This window comes from Bacillus sp. FAU20, assembly GCF_056033865.1.
Genome location: NZ_JBVYHY010000027.1, coordinates 74,184 through 101,044, shown reverse-complemented (window position 1 = coordinate 101,044; position 26,861 = coordinate 74,184). Strand labels below are relative to the sequence as shown.

At 34.7% G+C, this 26,861-nt stretch carries 17 protein-coding genes, 2 pseudogenes and 3 riboswitches; of the genes and pseudogenes, 2 read left to right on the top strand and 17 right to left on the bottom strand.

Going from position 1 to position 26,861, the window contains the following annotated elements; all coding sequences use genetic code 11:
* Positions 1-25 precede the first annotated feature (25 nt).
* The 7 genes and pseudogenes from AC0OM3_RS26200 to AC0OM3_RS26170 all read right to left on the bottom strand — a co-directional run.
* A pseudogene (locus AC0OM3_RS26200) lies at positions 26-220 on the bottom strand (P-loop NTPase family protein); the annotation flags it as partial.
* Positions 217-966: an ABC transporter ATP-binding protein gene (locus AC0OM3_RS26195; RefSeq protein ID WP_474213241.1), complete on the bottom strand. Its 750-nt coding sequence runs from the start codon at positions 964-966 to the stop codon at positions 217-219. The pseudogene AC0OM3_RS26200 and the gene AC0OM3_RS26195, both read right to left, overlap by 4 nt.
* Positions 963-1,961, bottom strand: a complete 999-nt coding sequence (locus AC0OM3_RS26190) for an ABC transporter substrate-binding protein (protein ID WP_000715577.1) — start codon at positions 1,959-1,961, stop codon at positions 963-965. The genes AC0OM3_RS26195 and AC0OM3_RS26190 overlap by 4 nt, the downstream gene beginning before the upstream one ends.
* Positions 1,958-2,731, bottom strand: a complete 774-nt coding sequence (locus tag AC0OM3_RS26185; RefSeq protein WP_001057166.1) for an ABC transporter permease — start codon at positions 2,729-2,731, stop codon at positions 1,958-1,960. Before AC0OM3_RS26185 ends, AC0OM3_RS26190 begins: the two co-directional genes overlap by 4 nt.
* The gene (locus tag AC0OM3_RS26180) at positions 2,703-3,023 is read right to left on the bottom strand and encodes an MTH1187 family thiamine-binding protein (RefSeq protein ID WP_000082906.1); all 321 of its coding nucleotides are present in this window, start codon (positions 3,021-3,023) and stop codon (positions 2,703-2,705) included. The genes AC0OM3_RS26185 and AC0OM3_RS26180 overlap by 29 nt, the downstream gene beginning before the upstream one ends.
* Before the next feature lie 101 nt (positions 3,024-3,124).
* Positions 3,125-3,226, bottom strand: a riboswitch (TPP riboswitch).
* 52 nt (positions 3,227-3,278) lie between these two features.
* Positions 3,279-6,860 (bottom strand): non-ribosomal peptide synthetase family protein, encoded by a 3,582-nt coding sequence (locus AC0OM3_RS26175; RefSeq protein ID WP_474213240.1) that lies wholly within the window; start codon positions 6,858-6,860, stop codon positions 3,279-3,281.
* Positions 6,861-6,995: 135 nt separating this feature from the next.
* Complete coding sequence (locus AC0OM3_RS26170; protein WP_474213239.1) at positions 6,996-8,738, bottom strand: methyl-accepting chemotaxis protein; 1,743 nt, start codon at positions 8,736-8,738, stop codon at positions 6,996-6,998.
* Between the two features lie 135 nt (positions 8,739-8,873).
* Positions 8,874-8,958: riboswitch (cyclic di-GMP riboswitch) on the bottom strand.
* 282 nt (positions 8,959-9,240) lie between these two features.
* Between AC0OM3_RS26170 and AC0OM3_RS26165 the strand changes: the two genes are divergently transcribed.
* Positions 9,241-10,554 carry an anaerobic C4-dicarboxylate transporter family protein gene (locus tag AC0OM3_RS26165; protein WP_000498707.1) on the top strand — a complete coding sequence of 438 codons (1,314 nt, stop codon included), beginning with the start codon at positions 9,241-9,243 and terminating at the stop codon, positions 10,552-10,554.
* Between the two features lie 115 nt (positions 10,555-10,669).
* Here AC0OM3_RS26165 and thiE read toward each other — a convergent pair whose 3' ends face one another.
* Entirely contained in the window at positions 10,670-11,326 is a 657-nt protein-coding gene (gene thiE / locus AC0OM3_RS26160; protein ID WP_001217745.1) for a thiamine phosphate synthase, read from the bottom strand.
* Between the two features lie 17 nt (positions 11,327-11,343).
* Positions 11,344-12,153, bottom strand: coding sequence for a hydroxyethylthiazole kinase (gene thiM, locus AC0OM3_RS26155; protein WP_001056091.1), 810 nt, complete (start codon positions 12,151-12,153; stop codon positions 11,344-11,346).
* A gap of 72 nt (positions 12,154-12,225) precedes the next feature.
* Positions 12,226-12,335, bottom strand: a riboswitch (TPP riboswitch).
* A gap of 209 nt (positions 12,336-12,544) precedes the next feature.
* Between thiM and topB the strand changes: the two genes are divergently transcribed.
* The gene (gene topB, locus AC0OM3_RS26150; protein ID WP_474213238.1) at positions 12,545-14,734 is read left to right on the top strand and encodes a DNA topoisomerase III; all 2,190 of its coding nucleotides are present in this window, start codon (positions 12,545-12,547) and stop codon (positions 14,732-14,734) included.
* A gap of 40 nt (positions 14,735-14,774) precedes the next feature.
* Here topB and AC0OM3_RS26145 read toward each other — a convergent pair whose 3' ends face one another.
* From AC0OM3_RS26145 to arcD, 8 genes and pseudogenes are all read right to left on the bottom strand, one after another.
* Positions 14,775-17,636 carry a YhgE/Pip domain-containing protein gene (locus tag AC0OM3_RS26145; RefSeq protein ID WP_000810095.1) on the bottom strand — a complete coding sequence of 954 codons (2,862 nt, stop codon included), beginning with the start codon at positions 17,634-17,636 and terminating at the stop codon, positions 14,775-14,777.
* Between the two features lie 304 nt (positions 17,637-17,940).
* Positions 17,941-18,732, bottom strand: coding sequence for an endonuclease/exonuclease/phosphatase family protein (locus AC0OM3_RS26140; RefSeq protein ID WP_000771990.1), 792 nt, complete (start codon positions 18,730-18,732; stop codon positions 17,941-17,943).
* 4 nt (positions 18,733-18,736) lie between these two features.
* The gene (locus AC0OM3_RS26135; protein ID WP_000705560.1) at positions 18,737-20,374 is read right to left on the bottom strand and encodes a PTS transporter subunit IIBC; all 1,638 of its coding nucleotides are present in this window, start codon (positions 20,372-20,374) and stop codon (positions 18,737-18,739) included.
* 200 nt (positions 20,375-20,574) lie between these two features.
* Positions 20,575-22,240: pseudogene (locus AC0OM3_RS26130) on the bottom strand (glycoside hydrolase family 13 protein).
* Positions 22,241-22,629: 389 nt separating this feature from the next.
* Positions 22,630-23,313, bottom strand: a complete 684-nt coding sequence (locus tag AC0OM3_RS26125; RefSeq protein WP_000619197.1) for a hypothetical protein — start codon at positions 23,311-23,313, stop codon at positions 22,630-22,632.
* A gap of 155 nt (positions 23,314-23,468) precedes the next feature.
* Positions 23,469-24,158, bottom strand: a complete 690-nt coding sequence (locus AC0OM3_RS26120; protein ID WP_001081904.1) for a Crp/Fnr family transcriptional regulator — start codon at positions 24,156-24,158, stop codon at positions 23,469-23,471.
* A 200-nt stretch (positions 24,159-24,358) separates the two neighbouring features.
* A complete protein-coding gene (arcC, locus tag AC0OM3_RS26115) occupies positions 24,359-25,321 on the bottom strand; it encodes a carbamate kinase (RefSeq protein WP_000252337.1) in 963 nt (320 codons plus the stop codon).
* Between the two features lie 37 nt (positions 25,322-25,358).
* Positions 25,359-26,774, bottom strand: coding sequence for an arginine-ornithine antiporter (gene arcD, locus AC0OM3_RS26110; RefSeq protein ID WP_474213237.1), 1,416 nt, complete (start codon positions 26,772-26,774; stop codon positions 25,359-25,361).
* Between the last annotated feature and the right edge of the window lie 87 nt (positions 26,775-26,861).

Below are 26,861 nucleotides of genomic sequence, written 5' to 3'. Positions count from 1 at the left end.
GCTCATAAAAGCTAATGCCTTTTCTTTATTCATATTGTTCAGCATTCCAATCTTCTATATTCCATACTTTTGTTATCCACGATTCATAGAAAGAAGGTTCATGTGAGACAATTAAAACCGTTCCTTTGTATTGTTGTAACGCTTCCTGTAAAGCCATCTTAGTTTCTACATCCAAATGATTAGTCGGTTCGTCTAAAATTAAAACATCAGCTTTTTCTATTTTTTCATATAAGGAGCTAACACACTTAAAATCTCTTCTTTATCCTTTTTTAATTCGAGTGATGTTAACATATCCATCGTTCTCGGCCTAGGTAATTTCACTTGTACCTCGCCAACTATTGACGCTGGTCTTTGAGATAAAATAAATAAACGGTCAGACAGCAAGATTGCCTCATCTAAGTCATGTGTCACCATAACGATTGTTTGCTTCTCTTGATGCCAAGAGTTTAAAAGCCAGCTATGTACTTCCATTTTTGTAAATGCATCTAACTTTCCAAAAGGCTCATCAAGCAGCATAATTGGCTTTTCACATAAATAGGTGCGCAGAAAACTAATTCTTTGACGCATACCACCAGACAATTCATCTGGATAATGGTCTGCATATTCATCTAGTTCGAACTGCTTTAATGCTTCCATTCCTTCTGTCAGTCTTTGTTTTTTCGGCTTTCCTTCAATTTCTAACGGAAGAACGATATTTTGCAAAGCTGATCGCCACGGTAGTAATAAATCTTGTTGTGGCATATAACTAACAACATCTTGCTCTTGTACTTGCTTATCGTTATACGTTACATTCCCGCTTGTTGGTTTTTCAACATTTGCAATCATGTTTAATAATGTGCTTTTCCCGCAACCACTCGGGCCTACAAAGGAGACAAACTCTCCCTCTTGTATAGAGGCACTAATCTTCTCTAGTACATTCTTTCCATCGAAAGATTTCACTATATTTTTTATTTGTAATCCGCTCATTTTTCACTTGGAAGGAATTCATTTGTAAAAGCATCTTTTACATCGATTTTCTTTTTAATAACTTTGTTGTCATATAAGAAATTCATGTAATTCGTCCAAATTTCTTCCTTCTGTACTCCCCATGCTTTAGCATCATCTTGATACTTCGTACTTAACCATTTTTGGCTTTCTTGAACTAAATCTTTATTTACATCTGGAACAGCTTTAATTAAAATATCAGCAGCTTCTTTCGGTTCCTTAATTGCAAAATTATAACCTTCTGTTGTTGCACTCATAAACTTTTTCACAAAGTCTTTATCTTGCTTCGTATGTTTTTCACTCGTAATAATAACAGGACTATAGAAATCAAGCGCTGGGTCTAAGTCTTTTACCATAATCGTATTTAACTCTTTTCCTTGGCGCTTCGCTTCAATTCCATCCCATCCGTAATAAATCCATTCAAAGTCTGCATCACGGCCGATTGATTTAAAGAAATCGGTTTGTCCTAAGATGATTTTTTCAACTTTATTAAAATCAGCTTGATGCTTATCCATAATCGTCTTTAATGTCGCTTCTTCTGCTGGTCCTCCCCAGCCGCCGTAACGTTTACCTTCAAAATCTTTCGGTGACGTCATATTATCTTTCTTAAGTGATGCAAATGCTGAAGTGTTATGCTGAATAATCGCTCCGACAGATACAACAGGAATCCCTTCCACACGAGCCAACGTTACATTTTCTTGTGCGCTTATTGCGAAGTCAGCTTTTCCTGATGCTATCATTTGCTCTGCTGTTACATTGTCACCCGGTTGAATAATTTCTACATCTAATCCTTGCTTTTTGTAATAATCTTTCGTTTGTGCTACATATAAGCCAGTATGATTCGTATTTGGAAACCAATCTAATACTACTTTTACTTTTTGATCTTTACTTTTACTTTCTTCTTTCTTCGCCGGATTACATCCAGCCACACCTACCGCTACTAAGGCAGCTAACATAACTTTCAAACCTTTTTTCATTTTCTGCCGTCCTTTCTATATATCCATGGTGCTGTTATTCTTGCCATAAACTCTACGATAAAATACAGGCACAATGTCACCATAACGATGATTGCTGCAACACCAAATACTCGGGCAGTCAAAAAAGATTTTGTAGCCCTCGTAAGCATAACGCCTAATCCTTCACTTGCACCGAGCCATTCTCCGATAATTGCCCCCATTACGCTATATGTAACTGCAATTTTTAAGCCTGAGAAAAAGTATGGAAGCACTGCTGGAAATTTTACTTTCTGGTAAACTTGCCATTTCGTCGCCTTCATTGTTTGTAACAGCTTCAACATGTTTTTATCTACTGTTTGAAAACCTTCTAAAATACTAAGCGCAATTGGGAAGAAACAAACGAGTATTACGACCATTACTTTCGGCAACATCCCATATCCAAACCAAATAATAAATAGTGGTGCAAGTACAACAATTGGAATTGTTTGCGAAATAACGAGCAATGGATTTATTAAAATACGAAATAACGGTATAACGTCCATAATAATTGCGATGCTCGTCCCCAATAAAATTGCAAAGAATAGTCCAATTATAACTTCCTGCAGTGTTTGCATCGTATTTGGTAATAGTAAATCTTTCATCCCAATTAATTCTTGAACAATGGCAGAAGGCTTTGGTAAAATCCACGGTTCGATTTTAAATAATGAAACAGATCCTTCCCATATCGCAATGAGAAGGATAAGCCAAATAGTTGTAATAAGTTTAGATTGCTTCTGGTTTTGCATATTCATCACGGTACTTCCAAACCTTTTCATCTATCGTTACACCAGTGCTTGGACGATAATGGATTTTAATAGAAGTAATCACTTCTTCTGCTCCAGCATCGACGCAAGCTTGTTGTGCACGTTTAACGACATCAAGAAGTACATCTAATTCTCCTTCCAAAGTTGTTTCCATTGCCCCTACTTCATAACGAACTCCCGATTGTTGCACAACTTCAATTGCTTTATCGACAACAGAATATACATCTTTCGTTTTCGCTTGTGGTACTACTGAAAATGACATTGTAACTTGTTGTGACATAATAAAATCCCCCTTATAAAATTAAATTTCAAAAATAAGAAAAGGCTTTCCTACTGCGTAGGAAAGCCTTGTATGCAAGTTATTATAGAATAACATATGCTACATCACTTTAAGTAACTCCCTACGCTGGCATTATCCAGATCAGGTTGAGGGTCGATGTTTACTTACATCCTCTCAGCCAATTGGCTCCCCGGTCCTTAATTCGTTTTCATTGTAGCATGATTTATTTTATTGAACAAACAAAAGCATGCATAATCATTTCATTATTTTTGGAAAATATCCAACTTTTTCACCATAAGCTAATAACTGCTGTATAAATTCTTTATTAATTGCTGGTACTTTCAATTCTTTTTTCTTAATCCATTCATTCGTTCTACGCGTCCCCATTACAATTTCAGATTGCTGTGCTCCATCTCCTGCAACTTGAGAAGCAATTAACTCTGCTATTACTTCATTTCCCTTTGCTAATTCAAGTCCGGCATTTTCATATTCTGAAAGTGGAACCATTTCAAGATTGTATCCACACTCTCCAATTAGCTGTATAAATTGTTCAAACTCAATTTGATGTGGATGACAAATATGTAACGTCTCTCCTACAATTTGCGCATCTTGTAAATACGATACAATTGATTTACTAGCAAAATCAATTGGTGTGAAATCAACTTTCCACTTCACATTTGGTGCTTTCCCAATTAATAGCATTGTTTTAATAAGACGATAAAATGCGTTTCCTTCAATATTTTGTTGGAACGAACCTGTTTCTGAATGACATGCTAAATTACCTGCACGATAAATATTTCCACGCAAACCATTTTTCATTGCTTCACGAACAATGTTTTCCGCTTGTAGTTTACTATTTGAATATACATTCTCTAAGTCTACACTGTAATTAAAATCACCAGTTTTCATGTATGTATCCCATTGATCTACCGCTAATTCTAACGGGATACCAATTGTAGAAATAAAATGGAATGTAGCGCCTTTTTCCGCTAATGCTAGCATACGGCTAGTCCCTTGTACATTTATATTTTCAAATTGTTTTACATCTCCAAAATGTCTTACATCTGCACCGCAATGAATTATCGTATCCATCTTAGAACTGATGAACATAAATTCTTCTTCGCTCATCCCAAGATACTCTTCTCCTAGATCGCCAGCTACGGCCTGTATACGCTGTAACCATTCTTCACATATATCATTAAAGTAACCTGTTAATGTATCTATAATTCTTTGCTGCACATCTTTGGTTGGTCTTACTAAACAATAAATAGTAGCAGATGTATCTCTTAGCAATTCATATAATATGTGTGATCCTAAATAACCAGTAGCTCCTGTTAAAAAGACATTTGAAATCTGGGTTTCTTCCAAAACGTTTGCATACGTAATAGTATCCGGTTCGTGAATCACTTTATATTCACGAAATACTTCTTCTTTCTCTACTTTTACTTCTCGCTCAATTCGAGCTAATCCATATATCGTTCTTTCTTTAAAGAAATCTTGAATTGTTAAATGTGAGAAATCTTCTTTTAACAATGTTAAGACTCGTAATACTTTCAATGAATGTCCACCAATTGTAAAGAAATCATCATGCACTCCAACTTTTGAAATTCCTAATACTTTCGCCCAAGCATTCGCTATTTGTTTTTCTGCTTTATTAGAAGGTGCAACATATTCTTGTAGACGAACCGGTTCATACTTTTCTTCTAACTGAGCTAACTTCTTAACATCAATCTTTTTATTAGGTGTAAGTGGTAATTCATTAATATAAATTAGTTTAGATGGCACCATATAATCTGGTAATTGCTCTTGTAACTGATAAACTAATTCTGGTATTTCTTTTTTATTTAAAGTTGTATAGAACGCGATTAAATATTGGCTACCTTCCTTACTCTTCTTAGCAAAAACAGCATTTTCTTTTATATTATGATTTTGAAAAATTTTACTTTGGATTTCTCCTAGTTCAATACGATGTCCTCTAATTTTTACTTGATCATCTTTCCGATGTAAAAACTCTATATTTCCATCCTCTAGCAACTTAACGATATCACCTGTTTTATATATATTAACTATAGGATTAAAAGGGTTCGGAATAAAAGCTTCAATTGTTTTATTAGGTTTATTAAAATAGCCTTTTGCTAATCCTACTGAATCTATATATAATTCACCAGGTACACCAATTGGACAAAGATTCATATTCTCATCCAAAATCATAACTTGATAATTAGAACATGGTTTACCAATGGGAATACTCGCAACATCCTCATTTAACTGACTAGGTATTTTATAAGTTGTCGTCACTACAGTACATTCTGTCGGTCCGTATACATTATGAATTTCAACATTTGTACCTATTCTTTCTCTCCACAATTTAATAACCTCTACAGGCAACATTTCACCGCCAATCGCAATTCTTTTTAGGGAAGCTAGCTTATATATATCTTCTTCTGCTAAATACGTTGCTACTTGTCGAACAAAAATTGTTGCTAATGCCAAGATCGAAGTTGCTTTCACTTTATAGATTGCATGTGCAAATGCTTCTACAGACAATCGCTCTTCCTCTAATAATACATACAAGTTTCCTCCACAGAATAAAGAAGCAAATGACTCCCATACAGAGGCATCGAAACTAAAGGAAGGAAATTGGGCAAATACATCCTCTTCTGTCAATTCATATTGCTTTTTCATCCAAGTATACAGATTAACAACGCCTCTATGTGCTAACATCGTTCCCTTTGGATTCCCTGTTGAACCAGATGTATAAATCATATAAGCTACATCATCACAATGAATAGACAACTTTACATCTATATCTTCACAAGTTTCACTATCATAAATTGAAACAGTTTGAACTCCATCACATGTTATAGGCGTCTCTTTCATCAATATAACTTTCGCTTGGCTATCTTGAATAATGTACTGTATTCTACTTTCTGGATAATCTGGATCAATTGGAACATACGCTGCACCAGCTTTTAATATAGCTACCATACTTACTACTGTGTCTATGCTACGTTTCATAAATATTCCAACATAGTCTCCTAATCGTACGCCGTTTTTAATTAACATATGAGCTATTTGATTACTTTTTTTATTTAACTCCTCATAAGTTAAAGTACCTTCCCTTGAAGATAAAGCTATACGATTTGGAAATTGAGTAACAGTATTATAGAACATATCGACGATACTTTTCTCAGGATATACCGCTGTCGTATCATTCACTTGACTATAAAGTGCCATCTCGGCCTCTGTAATAATATTAAAATGTTTTATGTGTTTATTATTATTTTGTGATTTATCAATTAAAACAACTTGTATTTGTTGTGCATAACGAGTAATCGTTGTCTCTTTCCAATTAACACTATTAAATATTATTTCTACACTTTGCATATTTTTACTAAATACAAATTGTAATGTATTCGCATCTTGTAGCTCATAATATGTTTCACCAATAATAATAGGTGACATTTCATATAATTTCTTACCATTTTGAAACTCTTCTATTTCTTCCGCATTTATTTCTTTAATTTGTTCCAGTTGCTCTTCAATCTGTAGATTCAAACTTTCATAGGAAAGAAAATTAGAAACTTCAATAGTAATCGGAAATAAACTTCCTCTTACATGATAAAACACGACAATATGTTTTTCTTTAGAAATATGATATAACCACGTTGCAGTCGCTCCTATTAAATCTACAATGTGAGTCAAATTTAGAAACAGTTCCGTTTTTCTTTTCATTCTAATTTCTTTTCCTTGCACATCTTTAGGTATTGTAATATTTCCTTCTACTTTTCCTAAAAATTCTTTTACCATCTCATTATAAGAAATCGCTAATTTCATATTTATGTAAATTCCTCTCTCAAATATAATAAAGGTGTGAAAATTCACACCTTTTTCATCCCTTATTAACGGGCAGATTCGTTCAATTCATAATCAAAGGGGGATCCCCCCTTTGATTAGAATTGATCTTTCTTCTTATTCACTTTTAAACTCACCAATTAGCTCTTGTAATTCCTGAGAAAGCCAACTTAAAGAAGTCGCTAATTCTGCAATATCTTGTACTGATATTTCTTGCTCTTTCATGCTTTCTTCAACATTACTACTGCTGTTGGCATAAGTATTTGCAATATGCGATAATTCATTTACAACTTGAACAATATTTTGGCTATTTTGTAAAATGTCACTCGAATTACCAGAAACAGCTTTTACTTGATCTGTAACAGATTGCGCTGATTTTGAAATTTTTTCAAAGAAATCTCCACTACTTTGAACAAGTGAAATTCCAGTTTCTACTTCTTTTGAACCTTTTTGCATGGAAACTACAGCATCTTCTGTCTCAGCTTGTGTTTCACCAATTAATTTCGCTATATCTTTTGCAGACGCTTCAGTTTGTTCTGCTAATTTTCGTACTTCATCAGCAACAACCGCAAACCCTCTTCCAGCTGCTCCAGCACGTGAAGCCTCAATAGAAGCATTTAAAGCTAATAGATTTGTTTGATTTGAAATACCTGTAATTACAGTTACGATATCACTAATTTCTTTTGACCTTGTTTCTAACGAATAAATGATGGAAGATAAATCTTGTACTGCATTTTGGATTAAACTCATTTGATTAATAATTTGTCCAATCACTTCATTACCTTCAATTGAATGTTGCTCCATACCTTCAGAAGCAACCGCAACTTGTTTTGCAGCCCCAGTTATCTCTTCTACCTTATCTTCCATTCCATGTACAATTCCTAAACATTGTTGTACTGACGTTTTTTGAGACTGTGCCCCTACTCTTAAACCTTCAATAGAACTTGCAATCTCTTGAACTGCCATACTATTTTCCTCTGTACTCGCTGACAACTCTTGCGAAGAAGAAGAAACTTGCTCAGCAGTTTGCCTTACTTTATCTATAATCCCTTTAAATTTTTCAATCGTGTTATTGAAATAAACATTAATAATTCCAATATCATCTGGTCTTTCTTTTAATTTAATACTTAAGTCTCCTTCACCAATTTTACGTAACCCTTCTCGTAAATCTTTTAATGGAGCTAGCGAGTGACGCACGATAAAGAATTGAGTAATAGTCGCAATTGCTAATGAAATAATGATAAAGAGTAAGCCCTGTATCATAAACTTCTCTTTTGTAATAGGAACAATGGAAGCATCTAGGTCAGCCGCAATAATTGCAACAATATTGTTTTCTCCATCCGTAATTGGTTCTAATATTGTCACCCACGAACCTATTTCATCTTCATATACTTCTGTCATTTGTGCCTTTTTCGTATCAATCACTTTATCGTATGCCTTCATCCAATGAGCGGGTTGTTCATAATAATCTCCCGTCTTTATAGGGAATGCATTTGTTAACTCTGTAGTCAAACCAACGAGTTGTAATTCTCGCTTTTCATTCGGCTTTGCTCCTGTAACATACGTTTGTCCAACACTTTTCAATTCTTTTGAAACTTCATCTAATTTCTCTGTTAACTTTTCTTTTTTCACTTTTTCGGCTGTAGGATCTTTCGCCATGTCTCTAACTAACTCTAAATCCAATTTTTTTAATACTATTTCTCCTGTTTCAATAGACTGCCTTTCAAATAAAGACATCATACTATTTTGAAACATGTTGAAACTTAACGCACCCATACTTCCAACAAGCGTCAAAATAACTAGTACGGTTAATAAGACGTTCTTTTGAAGGAACGATAACTTATGCCAATATTTTTTCATTAATATCCACCTTCCTTAACTAACATAAACAAAAAAAACAAAATATATGAATATTTTGTTTAAAAATGTTTCTCAATATGTTCGAGAATAAAAAAAAGCCAATGTAAAAGCATTGGCAAAGACCAACCCTATCCGTCCGGTAACTGGCTAGCATAGCCTTTCGACCTTAGCTCCTGTAGTTTTGCGTCCTCATGTTTCCATCAGTTTGCCTTTCTCGCTGAACGAGTTGAACGATATGGGAGTTCTATGAGAATTAATTTATTCTCTTTCAAAGATTACAACATATAAATCAAAATGTCTACTTATTTAGAGATATAAATACAAATTTTTAACGCATTGTTTTTTCAAAATAATTTCAAAAAGTACGTGAATGTTACTTTTTTTGTGTTATATAATAAAAAATGTATTAATAACAAGGATTTCTTCGGGTATTTATTTAATTTTCATTCAAATTAAACTATTCGAATATATCTTAACTAATGAATTTCGGAGGTAGTTTATCATGTTTTGGCTACAATTTCTTACCTTGTTACTCTGTATTTTTATTGGTGCACGCCTAGGCGGAGTTGGTTTAGGAGTAATGGGTGGAGTTGGTATGGCAATACTCGTTTTTGTCTTCCACTTACAACCTACCGCGCCTCCTATCGATGTAATGCTTATGATTTTGGCAGTAATTACAGCTGCTGGTGCTTTGCAAGCTGCTGGAGGAATGGACTATCTTGTTCATCTAGCTGAAAAAGCATTACGAAAAAATCCAAAGCGTATTACTTTTTTTGCTCCAATTGTTACTTATTTATTCACACTATGTGCAGGTACTGGTCACGTTGCCTATTCTGTACTTCCTGTTATTGCAGAAGTCTCTCGTGAATCAGGGATTAGACCGGAACGCCCAATGTCGATTGCCGTAATCGCTTCTCAACAAGCAATTACAGCTAGTCCAATTTCAGCTGCCACAGTTGCTCTTTTAGCAATGTTAGCTGACTATAAAATCACTTTATTAGATATTTTAAAAGTGAGTATTCCTTCTACTTTCATTGCTTGTATGTTAGCAGCATTTGTTGCTAGTAAGATGGGAAAAGAATTAAATGAAGACCCTGAATACTTAAAACGATTAAACGAAGGAATGATTCCTAAACTTGAAGAGAAAAAAGAATTTGTAGGTGTAAAGGGCGCCAAATTATCAGTTATCCTTTTCCTTGTAGGAACCTTCCTTGTTGTACTTCTTGGTTCATTTGAAGCACTTCGTCCAGGATGGATAGTTGATGGGAAGTTAGCTCGTCTTTCCATGCCGAACACAATTGAGATGGTTATGTTAACTATCGCGGCCCTTATTATTATTTTCTGTAAACCAAATGTAGAAAGCATTGTATCTGGTAACGTCTTTAAAGCAGGAGCAACAGCAGTTGTTGCTATTTTCGGTATCGCTTGGATGGGAGATACTTTCTTTAACGGAAACTTAAATATGATTCAAGGATCCATTCAGCATTTAGTAACAAGTGCACCATGGCTATTTGCTATCGCATTATTCATTCTATCTATTTTACTGTACAGCCAAGCAGCAACAGTTCGTGCCTTAATGCCACTTGGACTATCTCTTGGTATTCCGCCAGCATTACTGATTGCTATGTTCCCTGCAGTGAACGGATACTTCTTCATTCCAAACTATGGAACAATCGTTGCTGCCATTAACTTCGACCGCACTGGTACAACAGGTATCGGTAAATACGTATTAAATCATAGTTTTATGATTCCGGGCCTAATTGCAACATTTACTTCTATCGGAATTGGAATGCTCTTAATTTCAATTATGTTTTAAAGAAAAAGCACAAACCTTTATTTAAAAAGGTTTGTGCTTTTTTAATCAAATATTTGTTTAAATTTTGGGGCAGTCTATTTCTCCATGTAGCACTTAAAATACTACACGTCCTTCCCTACAAACTTCTCTTTACTTCTTCAGCTAATTTTCTCGTACTTTCATACGCAGATTCAGCTAAGCTAATTGCTGAAATAACTGAAACACCGTCCGCACCCGCTTCTATAACTGCCACTGTATTTTCAATTGTAATCCCACCAATACCAACGATTGGCACTGTAATTCCTTGTTCTCTAAAATAAGCTAATCCTTTCGTTCCTTGAACCGCTTTCGTATCTTTTTTCGTACTCGTTGGGAAAATAGGTCCAACACCTAAATAATCTGCTCCGTTTTCGATTGCAAAGCGTGCTTCTTCAATTGTATGAGCAGATACGCCGATAATTTTATCTCCCATTTTTTCACGAACAGATGTAATTCCTTCATCATCTTGTCCTACATGAACACCATCTGCATCTAATTCAATGGCTAATTCTACATCATCATTTACAATGAAAGGAACACTATATTCCTTACAAAGCGCCTGCAATTCTTTTGCAAAACGCACTCTTTCTTCTCCAATTAAAGCCCCTTCTCCCTTTTCACGAAATTGAAAAAGTGTCACTCCACCATCTAATGCTTCTTTCAATACAGATAAAGGATCCTTCGCGCAATTATTACTTCCCATAATAAAATACACCTGTAATAACTTAGACATTTTCTTTGTTTCAATGCGCATCGTGTGTTTCCTCCCCCTTACTTTAACTCCTCAATCTTCCCATACTTCTCAATATCATCAGAAGTAGTATTCGCTAACTGATTTAAAAATTCAATTTGGAAACTACCAGGTCCTTTTTCTACCGTTTTAGCCGCTGCTAGTTCCGCTGCTACTCCATAAAATGTTAATGCAGCTACTGCTGCTTTTACATAATCTTTTTCTACTGCTACAAATGCTCCTATTACCGAAGTTAGTAAACAACCTGTTCCCGTAACTTTCGTTAAAATAGGGTGACCGTTTCGAATAACAATAGTTCTCTCTCCATCTGTAACAACATCTTCTTTTCCAGTAATAACCGCAACTGTATTTAATTCGTCTGCTGCCTGCCTTGCAATACTTACAACATTGCCATGTCCAGTACCAGCGTCTACCCCTTTAATTTCCCATTTCTCATTAATAACATTTGCTATTTCAGCTGCATTTCCGCGGATAATTGCTAAATCGATTTCAGCCGGAATATGTCTCGCAACTTCTGTTCGATACGAAGTTGCTCCTGCACCAACTGGATCAAATAGTACTGGCACATTGTTCGCATTTGCTGATTTACCTGCGAGTAACATCGCTTCTACTTCTTCAGGACGAAGTGTCCCCATATTTAATACTAACGCTCCAGCAATGCTAGCCATTTCTGCTACTTCTTCTTTTGCATACGCCATTACAGGCGATGCCCCAAGTGCCAACAAACCGTTAGCAGTAAAATTTGTTACAACAACATTTGTAATATTATGAACAAGCGGATTAGATTCTCTCACCAAATCCACTACTTTACTAATTTCTTTCATATTCATCCTTTTCATCTCCTAACTATAATGATGGGAGATACACAAAAAGACACTTCGCGCGTACGCAAAGTGCCTGAACATGTGCTTTTACACTCTCCCTACGCTGGCATTATCCAACAGGTTCAAATGGTCAATGACGGACTAGTCATACTCTCAGTTTGTATCCACAAACTCCCATGTGTTTCTTATTCATCTACTTCAAAGTCTACTCTTATTCTAGTAAAATAACAAGTTCTTTACTTTTCTATTTAATATAGAAGCAACTGATAAAGTGAAACTTTAATCAGTTGGGATTTTGTTCACTCCATTAAAAACAGCTCAAATATGGAGCGAAACTGAATCTCAAGAAGATGTATGCTATATTTAACTTATGGAAATTTGAAAGGATGTTTTTAATATGTCAAAAAGCGTTGTAATCGCTGAAAAACCTTCCGTTGCACGAGATATTGCTCGTGTACTGAAGTGTGATAAAAAAGGAAACGGCTATCTTGAGGGTAGTAAATATATTGTAACTTGGGCTTTAGGCCATCTTGTTACATTAGCTGATCCAGAAAGCTATGATGTGAAATATAAAAAGTGGAATTTAGAAGATTTACCGATGCTACCTGAGCGTTTGAAATTAACGGTTATTAAACAAACTGGTAAACAATTTAATGCTGTAAAAAGTCAGCTACTTAGAAAAGATGTAAATGAAATTATTGTAGCAACAGACGCTGGACGTGAAGGGGAATTAGTCGCACGCTGGATTATCGATAAAGTTAAGATAAATAAACCAATCAAACGTTTATGGATTTCTTCTGTAACCGATAAAGCAATTAAAGATGGTTTTGCAAATTTAAAACCAGGTAAAGCCTATGACAATTTATACGCTTCAGCAGTTGCGCGTTCAGAAGCTGACTGGTATATCGGTCTTAATGCAACTCGTGCTTTAACGACTCGCTTTAATGCCCAGTTAAATTGTGGGCGTGTTCAGACGCCTACTGTAGCCATGATAGCTGCACGTGAAGATGAAATTAAAAACTTCAAACCACAAGTGTACTACGGCATCGAAGCTCAAACAATGGAGAAGCTCAAACTTACTTGGCAAGATGCAAATGGCAATAGCCGTAGTTTTAATAAAGAAAAAATCGATGGTATTGTAAAAAGTTTAGATAAACAAAATGCTACTGTTGTGGAAATTGATAAGAAACAGAAGAAGTCATTCTCTCCTGGTCTTTACGATTTAACTGAATTGCAACGTGATGCAAATAAAAAGTTCGGTTACTCTGCTAAAGAAACATTAAATATTATGCAAAAATTGTATGAACAGCATAAAGTGCTAACGTACCCTCGTACAGATTCACGCTACATTTCATCTGATATCGTTGGAACACTTCCAGAACGTCTAAAAGCATGTGGTGTTGGAGAATACCGTCCCTTCGCACATAAAGTATTACAAAAGCCTATCAAACCTAACAAATCATTTGTCGATGATAGTAAAGTAAGCGATCATCATGCGATTATTCCAACAGAAGGATACGTTAACTTCTCAGCATTCACAGATAAAGAACACAAAATTTATGATTTAGTTGTAAAACGTTTCTTAGCTGTTTTATTCCCAGCATTCGAATATGAGCAACTAACATTACGTACCAAAGTTGGTAGTGAAACGTTCATTGCACGCGGAAAAACGATTTTACATGCTGGTTGGAAGGAAGTATACGAAAATCGATTTGAAGACGATGATGTAACTGATGACGTAAAAGAGCAGATTCTACCTCACATTGAAAAGGGCGATACATTAACTGTAAAGTTACTTATGCAAACATCAGGCCAAACGAAAGCACCTGCACGCTTTAATGAAGCAACTTTACTTTCAGCAATGGAGAATCCTACAAAATATATGGATACGCAAAATAAACAACTTGCTGATACGTTAAAATCAACTGGTGGATTAGGTACTGTAGCGACACGTGCAGATATTATCGACAAACTTTTCAATTCTTTCTTAATTGAAAAACGTGGTAAAGATATTCACATTACATCAAAAGGTCGTCAATTACTTGATTTAGTACCAGAAGAATTAAAATCACCTACACTAACTGGTGAATGGGAACAAAAACTTGAGGCAATTGCAAAAGGAAAATTAAAGAAAGAAGTATTCATTTCGGAAATGAAGAACTATACGAAAGAAATTGTTTCTGAAATTAAATCGATTGATAAAAAATATAAACATGACAATATTTCAACGAAGTCTTGTCCAGATTGCGGTAAACCAATGCTAGAAGTAAACGGCAAAAAGGGAAAAATGCTCGTATGCCAAGATCGTGAATGTGGTCATCGTAAAAATGTATCTCGTACAACAAACGCTCGCTGTCCGCAATGTAAAAAGAAACTAGAATTACGTGGTGAGGGTGCAGGCCAAATTTTCGCATGTAAATGTGGCTATCGCGAGAAATTATCAACATTCCAAGAGCGACGTAAAAAAGAATCTGGAAACAAAGCCGATAAACGCGACGTTCAAAAATATATGAAACAACAGAAAAAAGAAGAAGAACCATTAAATAACCCATTCGCAGAAGCATTAAAAAAATTAAAATTTGATTAAACAAAAAGGTTCCTACCTCTATCGGTAGGAACCTTTTATTTTAGTGAATGATTTTACTTCCTTTTGCATTCTCAACAAATTTTTCACTTGATTTGTTAATTGGTGTTTTCAGTAATAACGCAGCAACGATCATAACTACTACGAAAGCACTTAACACAAGTAAATCTCGCGTTACGATATCCCAAAGCATTCCGCCAACTGTTTCACGAATTGCGCTAATTGCGTATGTGAATGGTAAGAACGGATAAATCGCTTGGAAGAACGCTGGTGTCATTTGGATTGGGAATGTTCCGCCCGATCCTGCTACTTGCAGTACAAGTAAAATGATTGCCATCGATTTCCCAACGTTTCCGAAAATAGAAACGAGTGAGTATACGATACAAACGAAGACTCCACCAATAAATAAACTAAATAACACAAACCAGAACTTATCGACTACGTACGTACCGAGTAAGAATATATCTCCCATCGATACGATAAACGCTTGTGAAAGACCTATCGTTAAGAATGTTAATAAACGTCCGAAGTAAATTTCATGGCTCTTATAATTCGCGCCCTCTTCGTGTACTTCTACCGTTAATAATGAAACCATTAATAATGCGCCTACCCATAATGCAAGCACTGTATAGAATGGTGACATCGCTGAACCGTAGTTCGGCATCGCAAATAATTTATTCTCTTTTAAATTTACTGGATTCGCAAAGTAATCACTTTGCTTTTCAACATCGTTTTTCAATAAGCGTATGATGTCTTTTAAATCCTCTTCAGATTCAAAATCACGAATTTTATCTGCTAATTCTTTAATCTTTTTCTCAGTAGCTGGCATTTCAGCTTTAATATCTGCTAATTTCTTTTTCCCGTCTACTAAGCCTTTTGATGAATCTTCTAGTAATTTTTTAACATCTGGAAGCTTTTTGTCTGCATCATTTAAAATTTGAGTTGTATTTTTCGACATCTCTTTTGTACGAGCAATTGCTGTATTGAAATTAGGTACAATTTCTGAATCATACGTCGATAATACATCTGTTAATTGAGCTGATCCGCCCTTCGCAGCGTTGTTAATACTTTCAATTACATCTTTTGTAGGTTTCTGGCCATTGTTAAGAAGTGTAATTCCCTTATTCGTTGCCTCTACACCTTTTTGTAAGCTGCTTTTCGCTTTGTTTAATTTTGCGATTCCATTATTAAGGTTTTTATCACTATTTACATCCGCTAAAACCTTATTTGTACTTTCTAGAACTGGAATCATATCATCAATTAAACCGATTCCAGATTGGAATTGACCATTTAAGCTATTTAAAGCTACTTTCGTTGAATCTAAACCGTTAATACCTCTATTTTGTACATCTTCTTTTGCTTTCTGTAAATCTGCTTTTGCACCTTCAAGGCTATTTTTTGCTTTATCATAATCTGCTTTTGCATTATCATATATTTGATTTGCATCAGCTTTAGCTTGATCTACCGCGCTAACTGCCTTTTTATAATCAGCTACAAACGTTTCATTGTAATCTTTTTCAGCTCGATCGATTAAAGCATTTGTTTCATTTAATTTCTGATTAATTCCATCACGCACATCTTGTTTAACTTCCTGACCTGTGCTAATTAAATCGTTTAAACGTTTAAAACGATTATTTAAATCTTGTTGTCCATTCTTAATATCCGTTAAATGCTCTTTTCTTGTTTTAAAGAAATTTTGCCCAAACTCAGTTTGAGCCCCTTGCTCTAAACGAGCCATAACATCAATTACATAAGAAAGATTGTCAATATGCGTTTGAAGATTATTAGATATAGTCGAAATATTTTTCTTAGCTATCTCTGGATCAACGCTTCCATTTTGCAATCCATCCATAACACTTTGTGCATAAGCTGTTCCTGCACGTGATGAGCTTAGAACATTATTTACTGTTTGATTAATATTTTGTGCTATCCCTTTATACCCATCACTATTCAACTTAGAAAGATCTGGTCTCGCTGGGAATTCAGGTAATCCATTCATTCCAGACAAATCAGGAATATTTAATTCTACACCTGGATTCATTAAAAAGTCAGTAAATGCAGCTGCACTATCCATAACGCCTTTTGCTGCCACTAAATCATTTCTTATCGTCCCTGGAGCATTTTTTAATGTTTGATCTTGTCTTGCAAAGAACTTATCTAAATTCGCCAACGCTTCCTGCCCATCATTTATTACACTCTCTACAACAGGTAAATCTTTCTGCGCTACTTTCACAACATCTTCTGCTCGAGTTGCATCATCTAATGCCTTATCCATAAGTGTATTCATTTCTGGGAACTGCGCTTCTAACTTAAATACAAGATCTTTTACTTTTTCGATACTTGGTAAATTTGTTTCTAAATCGATTCCAAGATCATTGAAAACTTTAAAAATCTCACCGTTTGCTGTTTTTACAAAGTTTTTACTAATTTCTTCTGTAATGCCTGATGCACCTTTTGCTGTAATCTTCGGTGCAATCGCGTTTACTTTTTCATTCACATAATAATCCAGTTCTGGTTTTTTAGGATTTTCATCCAGAACAGTTGCAATTTTTTCAGAGAAGTCTTTTGGAATCGTAATACTTGCATAATAATCCCCACGCTCAACTCCGTAAATTGCTTGTTTTTCATCTACAAATTTCCAGCCAAGATTTTTGTTTTTCTTAAGGGAGTCTACAATCTCTTTCCCGATATTAATGTCTTTCCCTCTTAAATTAGAACCTGCATCTTGGTTAGAAACTGCAATGGGAACCTCTTTTGTATTTCCATACGGATCCCAAGAAGCTTTAATGTTAAACCATGCATATAACGATGGTAAAATCATTAATCCTAAAACAATAACAATTGCAGCCCAATGTTTGGCTACATTCCGTAAATCTGTCTTATAAATACGCCAAATCTGTTTCATAGAAGTTATCACCTAATTATATATTTTTCCTTCTTTAGAAAATGATACATACATTTTGCAATTATATCACTTTCTACATCGTGTATTAACCAAAAACGTACTATTTTTTCCCATTAACTTTCACTTACTTCATTATATAACGAAGTGAGTGAAAGTATGAATACAAAATGACCAAATCGGTTTTACATTCAATAATAACAAATATATATGAAATGTCATAAAAAATACAAGTATTTTCTCTTGGAAATACTTGTATTCCTAAAAAAATCCTCACAGCTTTTATTCTCTGTGAGGATTTCTTCTATTATATATCCAATTGAACCTCTACACCGAAATGATCTGAAATTACATTTCTGTTTGTACCATTAAAAATAACTTTTGAAGAATGAACCTTTTTACTTTGGTTACACAATATTAGATCGATTCGCAAACTATGTTTATTTTCATCCCAACCAGCAATCTCGCCTTGGACAGTCGTTCCTTCATCCTTCTCTATTGCTAATTCATATGTGTCATACAACCCTTTTTGCATCATATACTCATAACCTTCGCCTTTCAATCGAGCATTGTTATTAAAATCCCCCATTAAGAAGGCGAGCTTATTGCTATCTACACGCTCCATCAAACGATCGACTTGACCTTTGAATGACTCTTCTTCATCATTCCACCAACCGAGATGGCAAGAGTAAAACGTTATATCCTTACCATTATAAGCAAGTGTTGTACTTACAATTTTACGCGTTTTCCAATACGTTGTATCCTCGTTTTCTGAAATAAAGAACGTATCTTCTTTTATAATATTATGCTTCGTTATAATCGCTAATCCTTCTTCATACACGTCATAACCAATATGAGAGAAATCCCAAGTAATATTGTAATCTTTTACATGTAGCGCTTTTAACTCTTCTAATAGTAAAAGTCCAAAATTATCTTCTTTCTTGTTACCGCATACATTTTCAGCTTGTATGGACTGACTTACTTCTTGCAATGCGATGACATCGTACTCTTCTTCTTGAATTACTTTAGCAAGGTATTGTATCTTTTCTATTTGATTCTCTTCTTGCCAAGAATGACAGTTTAAAGTTAGCAATTTCATATTATTACGCACCTAACATATCTTGAATGTCTGACTTTAATACGTCAGCTTTCGGACCATATACCGCTTGTACACCTTTATCTTTTACAATAAGCCCTAAAGCACCATTTTGTTTCCACTGTGCTTCTGGTGCAACAACATCTAAGTCTTTTACTGTTACACGTAAGCGTGTCATACAAGCATCTACGTCAGCAATATTTTCTTTTCCACCTAATAAATCGATAACTTTTGTTGCTAATGAACCGTCTTGTACATTTCCTGTTCCTTCTGATGCCTCATCTTCATTATCAATATAGTTACCTGCACGCCCTGGTGTTGGTAAATTGAATTTTTTAATTAAGAAATTAAATAGTGTAAAGTTAAGACCGAAGAACACTAATGAAACAATAACAAAGTTGATTAAGTCTCTTGTTAAACCTGCATTAACCATCATTGGTGTACGAGTAATTAACTCAATAAATCCAAATGCATGAACACGTAAGTTAATTAAATCAGCTAGCGCGAATGCAAGTCCTGTTGTAATAGCATATACAACATATAATACTGGAGCAATAAACATGAACATGAATTCAATTGGTTCTGTTACACCTGTTAAGAATACTGCTAATGCTGCTGATAAAAACATTGGTTTATATTTTGCACGCTTTTCTTTATCAACGTTACGGAACATCGCAAATGCAATCCCCATTAACGCTGCTGTTGAGCCGATAACTTGTCCAGCTTTGAAACGAGCTGGTACAACGTTATTTAATAAATCGTTATATGCCTTCGTATCTCCATTTGCTAGTAAATTATTTAAATCTGTAATCCATGCAAGCCATAATGGATCTTGTCCTGCTACAACTTGTCCAACTTTTGAACCAGTTAACATCGTATATGTTCCGCCTAGCTCTGTATAGTTCATCGGAATCGTTAACATATGGTGTAAACCAAATGGTAATAATAAACGCTCTAACGTTCCATATACAAACGGTGCAACAACTGGTGCGCTATCTTTTGAAGCTGCAATCCAGCGACCAAATTCATTTAACCCACTTTGGATGAATGGCCATAGAAGTGATAATACAATCGCAGTAACTGTAGACCAAAGAATTACAACGAATGGTACAAATCGTTTTCCATTAAAGAATGCTAATGCCTGTGGCAGTTTATTATAGTTATAATATTTGTTATATAAAGTAGCTCCTAAGAAACCTGTGATGATCCCTACGAACACTCCCATGTTTAATGCAGGTGCACCAAGTACAGAAGTAAAGTAATCTTTTACAATTAAATCTCCCGCTATTACTGAAGAAACTTTCGCTTTTGAATCCGCTAACATTTCAGCGTTTACGCCAAATATAGCTCCTGTAATTCGGTTTGTTAAGACGAATGCTAATAGCGCTGCAAATGCACCACCCGCGCGATCTTTCGCCCAAGATCCCCCAATTGCTACTGCGAATAAGATGTGTAGATTTGTAATGATTGCCCAACCGATGTCTTCCATTACGCGAGCGATTGTATGAACTGCGTTAACATCCCCAGCAGACATACCAATTAACTTACCGATGGAAATCATTAAACCAGCTGCTGGCATTACGGCTACAACAACTAATAAAGCTTTCCCGAACTTTTGCCAAAAATCAAAAGACGTAATTTTCATCTGTTCTTCCTCCCCTTTATTTATAACAACATAATGATTTAAATTATAATTTCTGTCCCTTTTATGAAAACGATTCCTCATATCATTTTTCTTTTTACGCAACCGTTTTCATAAATCTATTTTAATAAAAGCGTTTTCACTTTGCAATAGAAATTTATTTTTTTTCATAAAAAAAGATGCTCAAAGAGCATCCTTTTTTATTATGAAATGCGATAAACCCTTGTTTCATAAGGTTTTAAAGCAATTGTTGTTACTTCTTCATGTTCCGCAACTTCATAGTTATTTAAAAGCAAACGTTTGCGTTCTAGTGCAAATGAACCCTCATTATACACAGCTTCCTCTTTTGAGATATTACTAATTACAATGACTTTTTCATCCTGTAACGTACGTGTATATGCATAAATTTGTGGATCGTCTTCTAAAAGTAAATCGTACGTACCATAGTTCAGTACATCGTGCTCTTTTTTCAGGGCAATCATTTTCTTATAGAAATTGAAAATAGACTTTTCTTCATTTTTTTGCTTCTCAACATTAATTTCTTTGTAATTTGGATTCATGCTAAACCAAGGTGTACTTGTTGTGAAACCAGCATTCATCTCATCATTCCACTGCATAGGTGTACGTGAATTATCGCGGCAAGAAGCCCATATAATCTCCATCATATCTTGATGTGGTACGCCCTCTGCAATTTTCTCGCGATATAAATTTTTAATTGCTACATCATCGTAATCTTCAATATTTGGTAACTGAACATTTGTCATACCAATTTCTTGTCCTTGATAAATAAACGGTGTACCGTGCATAAAGAAATACATCGCTCCTAGAGCTGTTGCACTTTCACGCCAATATTGTTTATCATCTCCCCATGTTGAAACGATACGTGGTTTATCGTGATTCTCAATATATAAAGCGTTCCATCCTTTATTTTCTAATCCTTTTTGCCATTTCGTTAATACTTTTTTCAATCCTACAACATCAAGGTCTTTCTTCTTCTCTGCATCCCATAAACTTAAATGTTCAAACTGGAATACCATATTGAACTTACCTTGCTCTTCTCCAACCCAAAGCTCAGCATCTTCAATCTTAACGCCATTTGCTTCACCAACAGTCATAATATCGTACTTAGAGAATGTATTTTCTTTTAGCTCTTCTAATAAAGGTTGAATACCTTTTACATTCATATGTTTATCAAAAGATGGCACATATTTTAACTCTTTTGGATTTGGCATATCCTTGAGACCTTCTTCTTTTTTAATATGACTAATCGCATCAACGCGGAAACCATCAATACCTTTATCAAGCCACCAATTAACTGTATCGTATAATACTTCGCGAACTTCTTTATTCTCCCAGTTTAAATCTGGTTGTTTACGCGAGAATAAGTGTAAATAATATTGTCCTGTTACTTCATCATATTCCCATGCCGAACCATTAAAAATACTTTCCCAGTTGTTTGGTTCCGCACCATCTTTACCATCATGCCAAATATACCAATCACGCTTCGGATTGTCTTTAGATGAACGAGACTCAATAAACCATGGATGTTCATCACTTGTATGATTAATAACTAAATCAATAATAAGCTTCAGTATCACGCTTATGAACTTCATCTAGTAAAGCATCAAAGTCTTCCATCGTACCAAACTCATCCATGATATCTTGATAATCACTAATGTCATAACCATTATCATCATTAGGTGACTTATACATTGGGCAAATCCAAATTACATCTATACCTAAATCTTTTAAATAATCCAGTTTCGCAATAATACCTTGTAAATCTCCAATACCATCTCCATTTGAATCCATAAAGCTACGTGGATAAATTTGATAAGCAACTGCTTCTTTCCACCATGTCTTATTCATAGTCCTTCTCTCCTTTTGCATCCCATCGGAATTTTATGCAAACGTTTTCGTAACACTATCATAACAAAATATGAACAGTTTGCAACTGTTTTCATTGAACTCTATGTAGATTCTTTATTCTTATGCTTTATTTATTTCTCACAAGAGCAAATCTCATTCCTCATCAGCTCTTGTCCACGCACGCGAACGTCGTATACCATTTCGATTAAGAAGCGGACATCATAGTTACGATAATTTTTCTCTTTTGTATCCCTCCTTTTCATATGTAAAAAGGTATACAATAAAAAATCATCCAATATGCCGTTACCTCGCAGCATGTTGGATGATTCAAATTGATTTTCTATATCGTTTCAAATTCTTGCTCCTACTCATAAACTTTTACTTATAGATTAATTGTATTTCGTATCATTTTCATGCAATGAATGTAATTTAATATTTGGAAATTTATCTTTTTCAATACCGCTATTATAAGAAACAGGAACTTGAAATTCGAATTGCTTTGTCTCGTGTTTTTGCAAATAGACTGGTTTCGGTACCGGATAACTTTTTGAATTTTCGTTTGCATTATCATATAAAACAACTTTTAATGCTTGTGAATGACTACGATAATTTTTTAAAGTAACGATGCACTTTCGTTCGATATCCTCTCCATTTTTCTCCACTCTACACTGGCTATCATCTTTTTTATATTCTATGGCTTCTACACCTGTTTTTCCTGCGTAGTACCATGTTTTATTCAATGTCTGGAGGATGTTATTTAAAATAAACGGCATCATTAAAATCAAAATACTAGTACCTACTACTTTTATCTTATTCATTTTTCTAAATGTACTAGACTCCTTTTTTCCTAGCCATTTTAAAAATAATATAAATGCAATTACATGTAGTATGAAAGAAACAATCAATATATTTGAGACTTTATAATCCATATAAACATACGTATGTATCGGAACCCTATAGACGTTGAATAGTTTTTCCCCAATTAATTCATTATCATTTGGAATTTTTAATAATAATAAAACCCCTATACTGTAACAAATAGCTACTAATCGATCATACTCAATGCGAATCATTCCTTCTCCCCTTTACTTTGTTTTTTATTATCGATTTTAGCTATTATTACCATACTATACAATCTTTTTATAGCGGATAACGTAAAAAAGTCCCTTATAAATATATAAAGAACCTTATTAATATACCGTATGAATTAAAAATCAATATACAATTTTCACATAGAGATTTCTTCAAAATATGTTGGATCATGTATTGTAATTTTTTTATCTAAAATTGTAACAATGCTATCATTTTTTAATTGTTTTAATACACCGCTAACTGTCTCTCGAGATGTTCCAGATATTTTGGATATTTCAATTGTTGTAAGTGGACATGAAATTACAATCTTTTCCCCACTCTGTTCTCCTAAATCCTGCATTAAATAATTTAACGTTTGGATAACACGATCTTGTGCATTAGGAATTGTAATATTTTGCACTCGATTTTCGTTCAATTTTAATATAGATGATAATTGCTGAACAACGTACATCAATTGCGTTCTGCTGGATTTTACCATATCTTCAAAGATTACCGTTGGAATATAATATACCTCCACATCCGTCATTGCTTCTGCTGTATAGTTATATCCTCTGTCTGTAAACATACCACCATAAGGAAAAATAGAATACCGCTTTACATAGTCATCGTATAATAAGTTCCCATTTTGATTAACCCGCTCTAACTTTACAAAACCATCTAACATGAAGTAAATTCTTTCCCTTGAATCCCCTTCTAAAAATAAAAATTGACCTTTTTTATAAGTTCGCCAATAAACAAACTCTGTTAACCCTTTCAATTTTTTTTCTGTTAAATGAGCAAATAATTCGAACTGCTTTAAGTCTTTCACTACGTTCCGTCTATTCATAAAATTCCCTCTCTCTTGCTGTATGTTGGAGCGAAAAATCAAGAAAGCGTATTCAATTTGAATTTTATCATAATTAACTTATATATTCAGATTTCATCATGAAAACTTTATGAACAATGAGCACAAAAAATATTAATAAATAAAAAGAATGAAGTTACTAACTCCATTCTTTTTTACTACTAAGTAGCGTACATAATAATTTAAACATACATGCATACATTCTGTTTTGAAATAATAGTACCAGCTTTTTCTTCTAGTGCTTCATATACTTTTTCTAAAGACGTAATAATCGTTTTTCTTTTTGGATTTGTATTAACAAAATTAATAGCAGCTTCAATTTTTGGAAGCATGCTTCCCGCAGCAAATTGTTGTTCTTCAATATATTCTTCTAATTGATTCACTGTGACATGCTCTAATTTTTTTTGATTCGGTTGATTATAATTTACATACACATGATCAACTGCAGTTAAAATAACGAGCGTATCAGCATCTACTAATTCTGCTAATTTCTGCGCAGCGAAATCTTTATCGATAACCGCTTCAGTTCCTTCTAACCCTTCTTCGGAATCAATTACTGGAATTCCACCTCCGCCAACAGCTATCACTATGTTTCCATCTTCGACCAAAGAATTAATAACTTTATGTTCATGAATACTTACAGGCTTCGGTGATGGAACAACACGTCTCCATCCTCTACCAGCATCTTCTTTAAACACTGCTTTTGTTTCATCCATTAATCTTCTGGCCTCTTCTTCTGTATAAAAAGGACCAATTGGTTTAGTTGGATTTTTAAATGCCTCATCTTTTTTATCCACAACAACGCGTGTTATAACCGTTGCTACGTCTTTATTTATATTCCGCTTTTTCAATGCCTTTTCAATCGCATTTTCCATCCAATATCCAATCATCCCTTGGCTCATTGCCCCACAAGTATCTAATGGCATTGCAGGTGTCTTTTCCGTTTCTGCAGCTTTTTGCTGTAATAAAATATTTCCCACTTGTGGGCCATTTCCATGCGCAATTACTATATCCACATCATTTTCCATTATTTTCACAAGTTGTTCCGCCGTTTTTTCCAACGCTTCTTGCTGCGCTCCCGCAGTAGCTTCTCCAGACTGTATCGCATTTCCCCCTAGTGCAACTACAATTTTTCTTCGTACCATATTCCAGCCCTCCAGTTGATTTCGCTTTCACAGCGCTTTATAAAGTAATACTGCCTGTAATTAATCCATAAATCGCAAAGAATGCTAAGGCACCAATTGCTACGGATGATGCTAATTCCACTCGAGTAAATATTTGCTTCGAACTCTTTTGCTTTTGAACATTGTAAAAAATAAAAATACCTGGCGCATATAAAGTCATTGTTAATAATAAATACTCTAAACCGGCTGCATAAACTAACCACACGCCATAAATACTTGCTATCAAGCCAATTATTATATTTTTATTTCGATCTGCTTCTTCAGACTTTAAGCTATGCTTCAGTTGATAAAATGCTGAAAAAGCATATGGGATTAAAATAGCTGAAGATGCTAAAGAGAATGCAAAGTTATACGCCTGATCAGAAACGACGAATGTTAACAAGAATATTTGTATTAAACCATTTGTTATCCATAATGAATTTACTGGAGCCTTATTTTTATTTTCTTTTGCGAACCATTTTGGAAATACTCCATCTTTAGCCGCTAAATATGGAATTTCAGAAGCGAGCAAAGTCCAACCTAACCAAGCACCTAATACAGAGATGACCAAACCTAAATTAATAAAGATAGCACCCCATTTTCCAACAACACTTTCAAATAAATAAGCCATAGCCGGATTTTTCAAACCTGCAATATCTGCTTGCTGCATAAGTCCAAGAGACAATAATGTGATTAAAATGTAAATGATGAGTGTACCAATTAAGCCAATAACGGTTGCTTTCCCTACATCACTTCTATTTTTTGCTCGACTGGATAAAACAACAGCCCCTTCTACCCCAATAAATACCCATAAAGTTACAAGCATTGTACTTTTAACTTGGCTGCCAACTGCTCCCCATGAAAAAGAACCAGTTTGCCCCCAAAATCCATCTAAGAACGTATCAATATGAAACGCGAAGATTCCTATGACAATAAATACAAATACAGGTACTAATTTTGCGATTGTAGTTACTAAATTCACAAGGGCTGCTGATTGAACTCCACGTAAAATTAACATGTGAACACACCATAATAATACGCTTGCACCAATAATAGACGCTACATTTTGCCCGCCTTCAAAGATCGGGAAGAAATATCCTAATGAAGAGAACAATAATGTACCGTAAGCTACATTCCCAAGCCAAGCAGATAGCCAGTATCCCCACGCACTATTAAATCCCATAAAATTACCAAACCCTGCTTTTGCATAGCTAAAAATACCACCATCTAAATCTGGTCGTTTTACAGTGAGATTTTGAAAAGATAATCCGAGTGCAATCATTCCAATTCCTGTTATAACCCAACCAATAATAATGGATCCCGCACCAGCACCTTTTGCCATATCACTTGCTAAATTAAATGCTCCACCACCAATCATAGACCCAACTACAAGAGCCGTTAGTGTAAACAACCCTAATTTCTTATCTTCACCCATTCCACTCACCTCTCTTTAATTGCAATAACAATACAAAAGCAATAGTGAATGATAGTGTCTAAAGGAGGAGAAAGAAGAAAGGAAAAC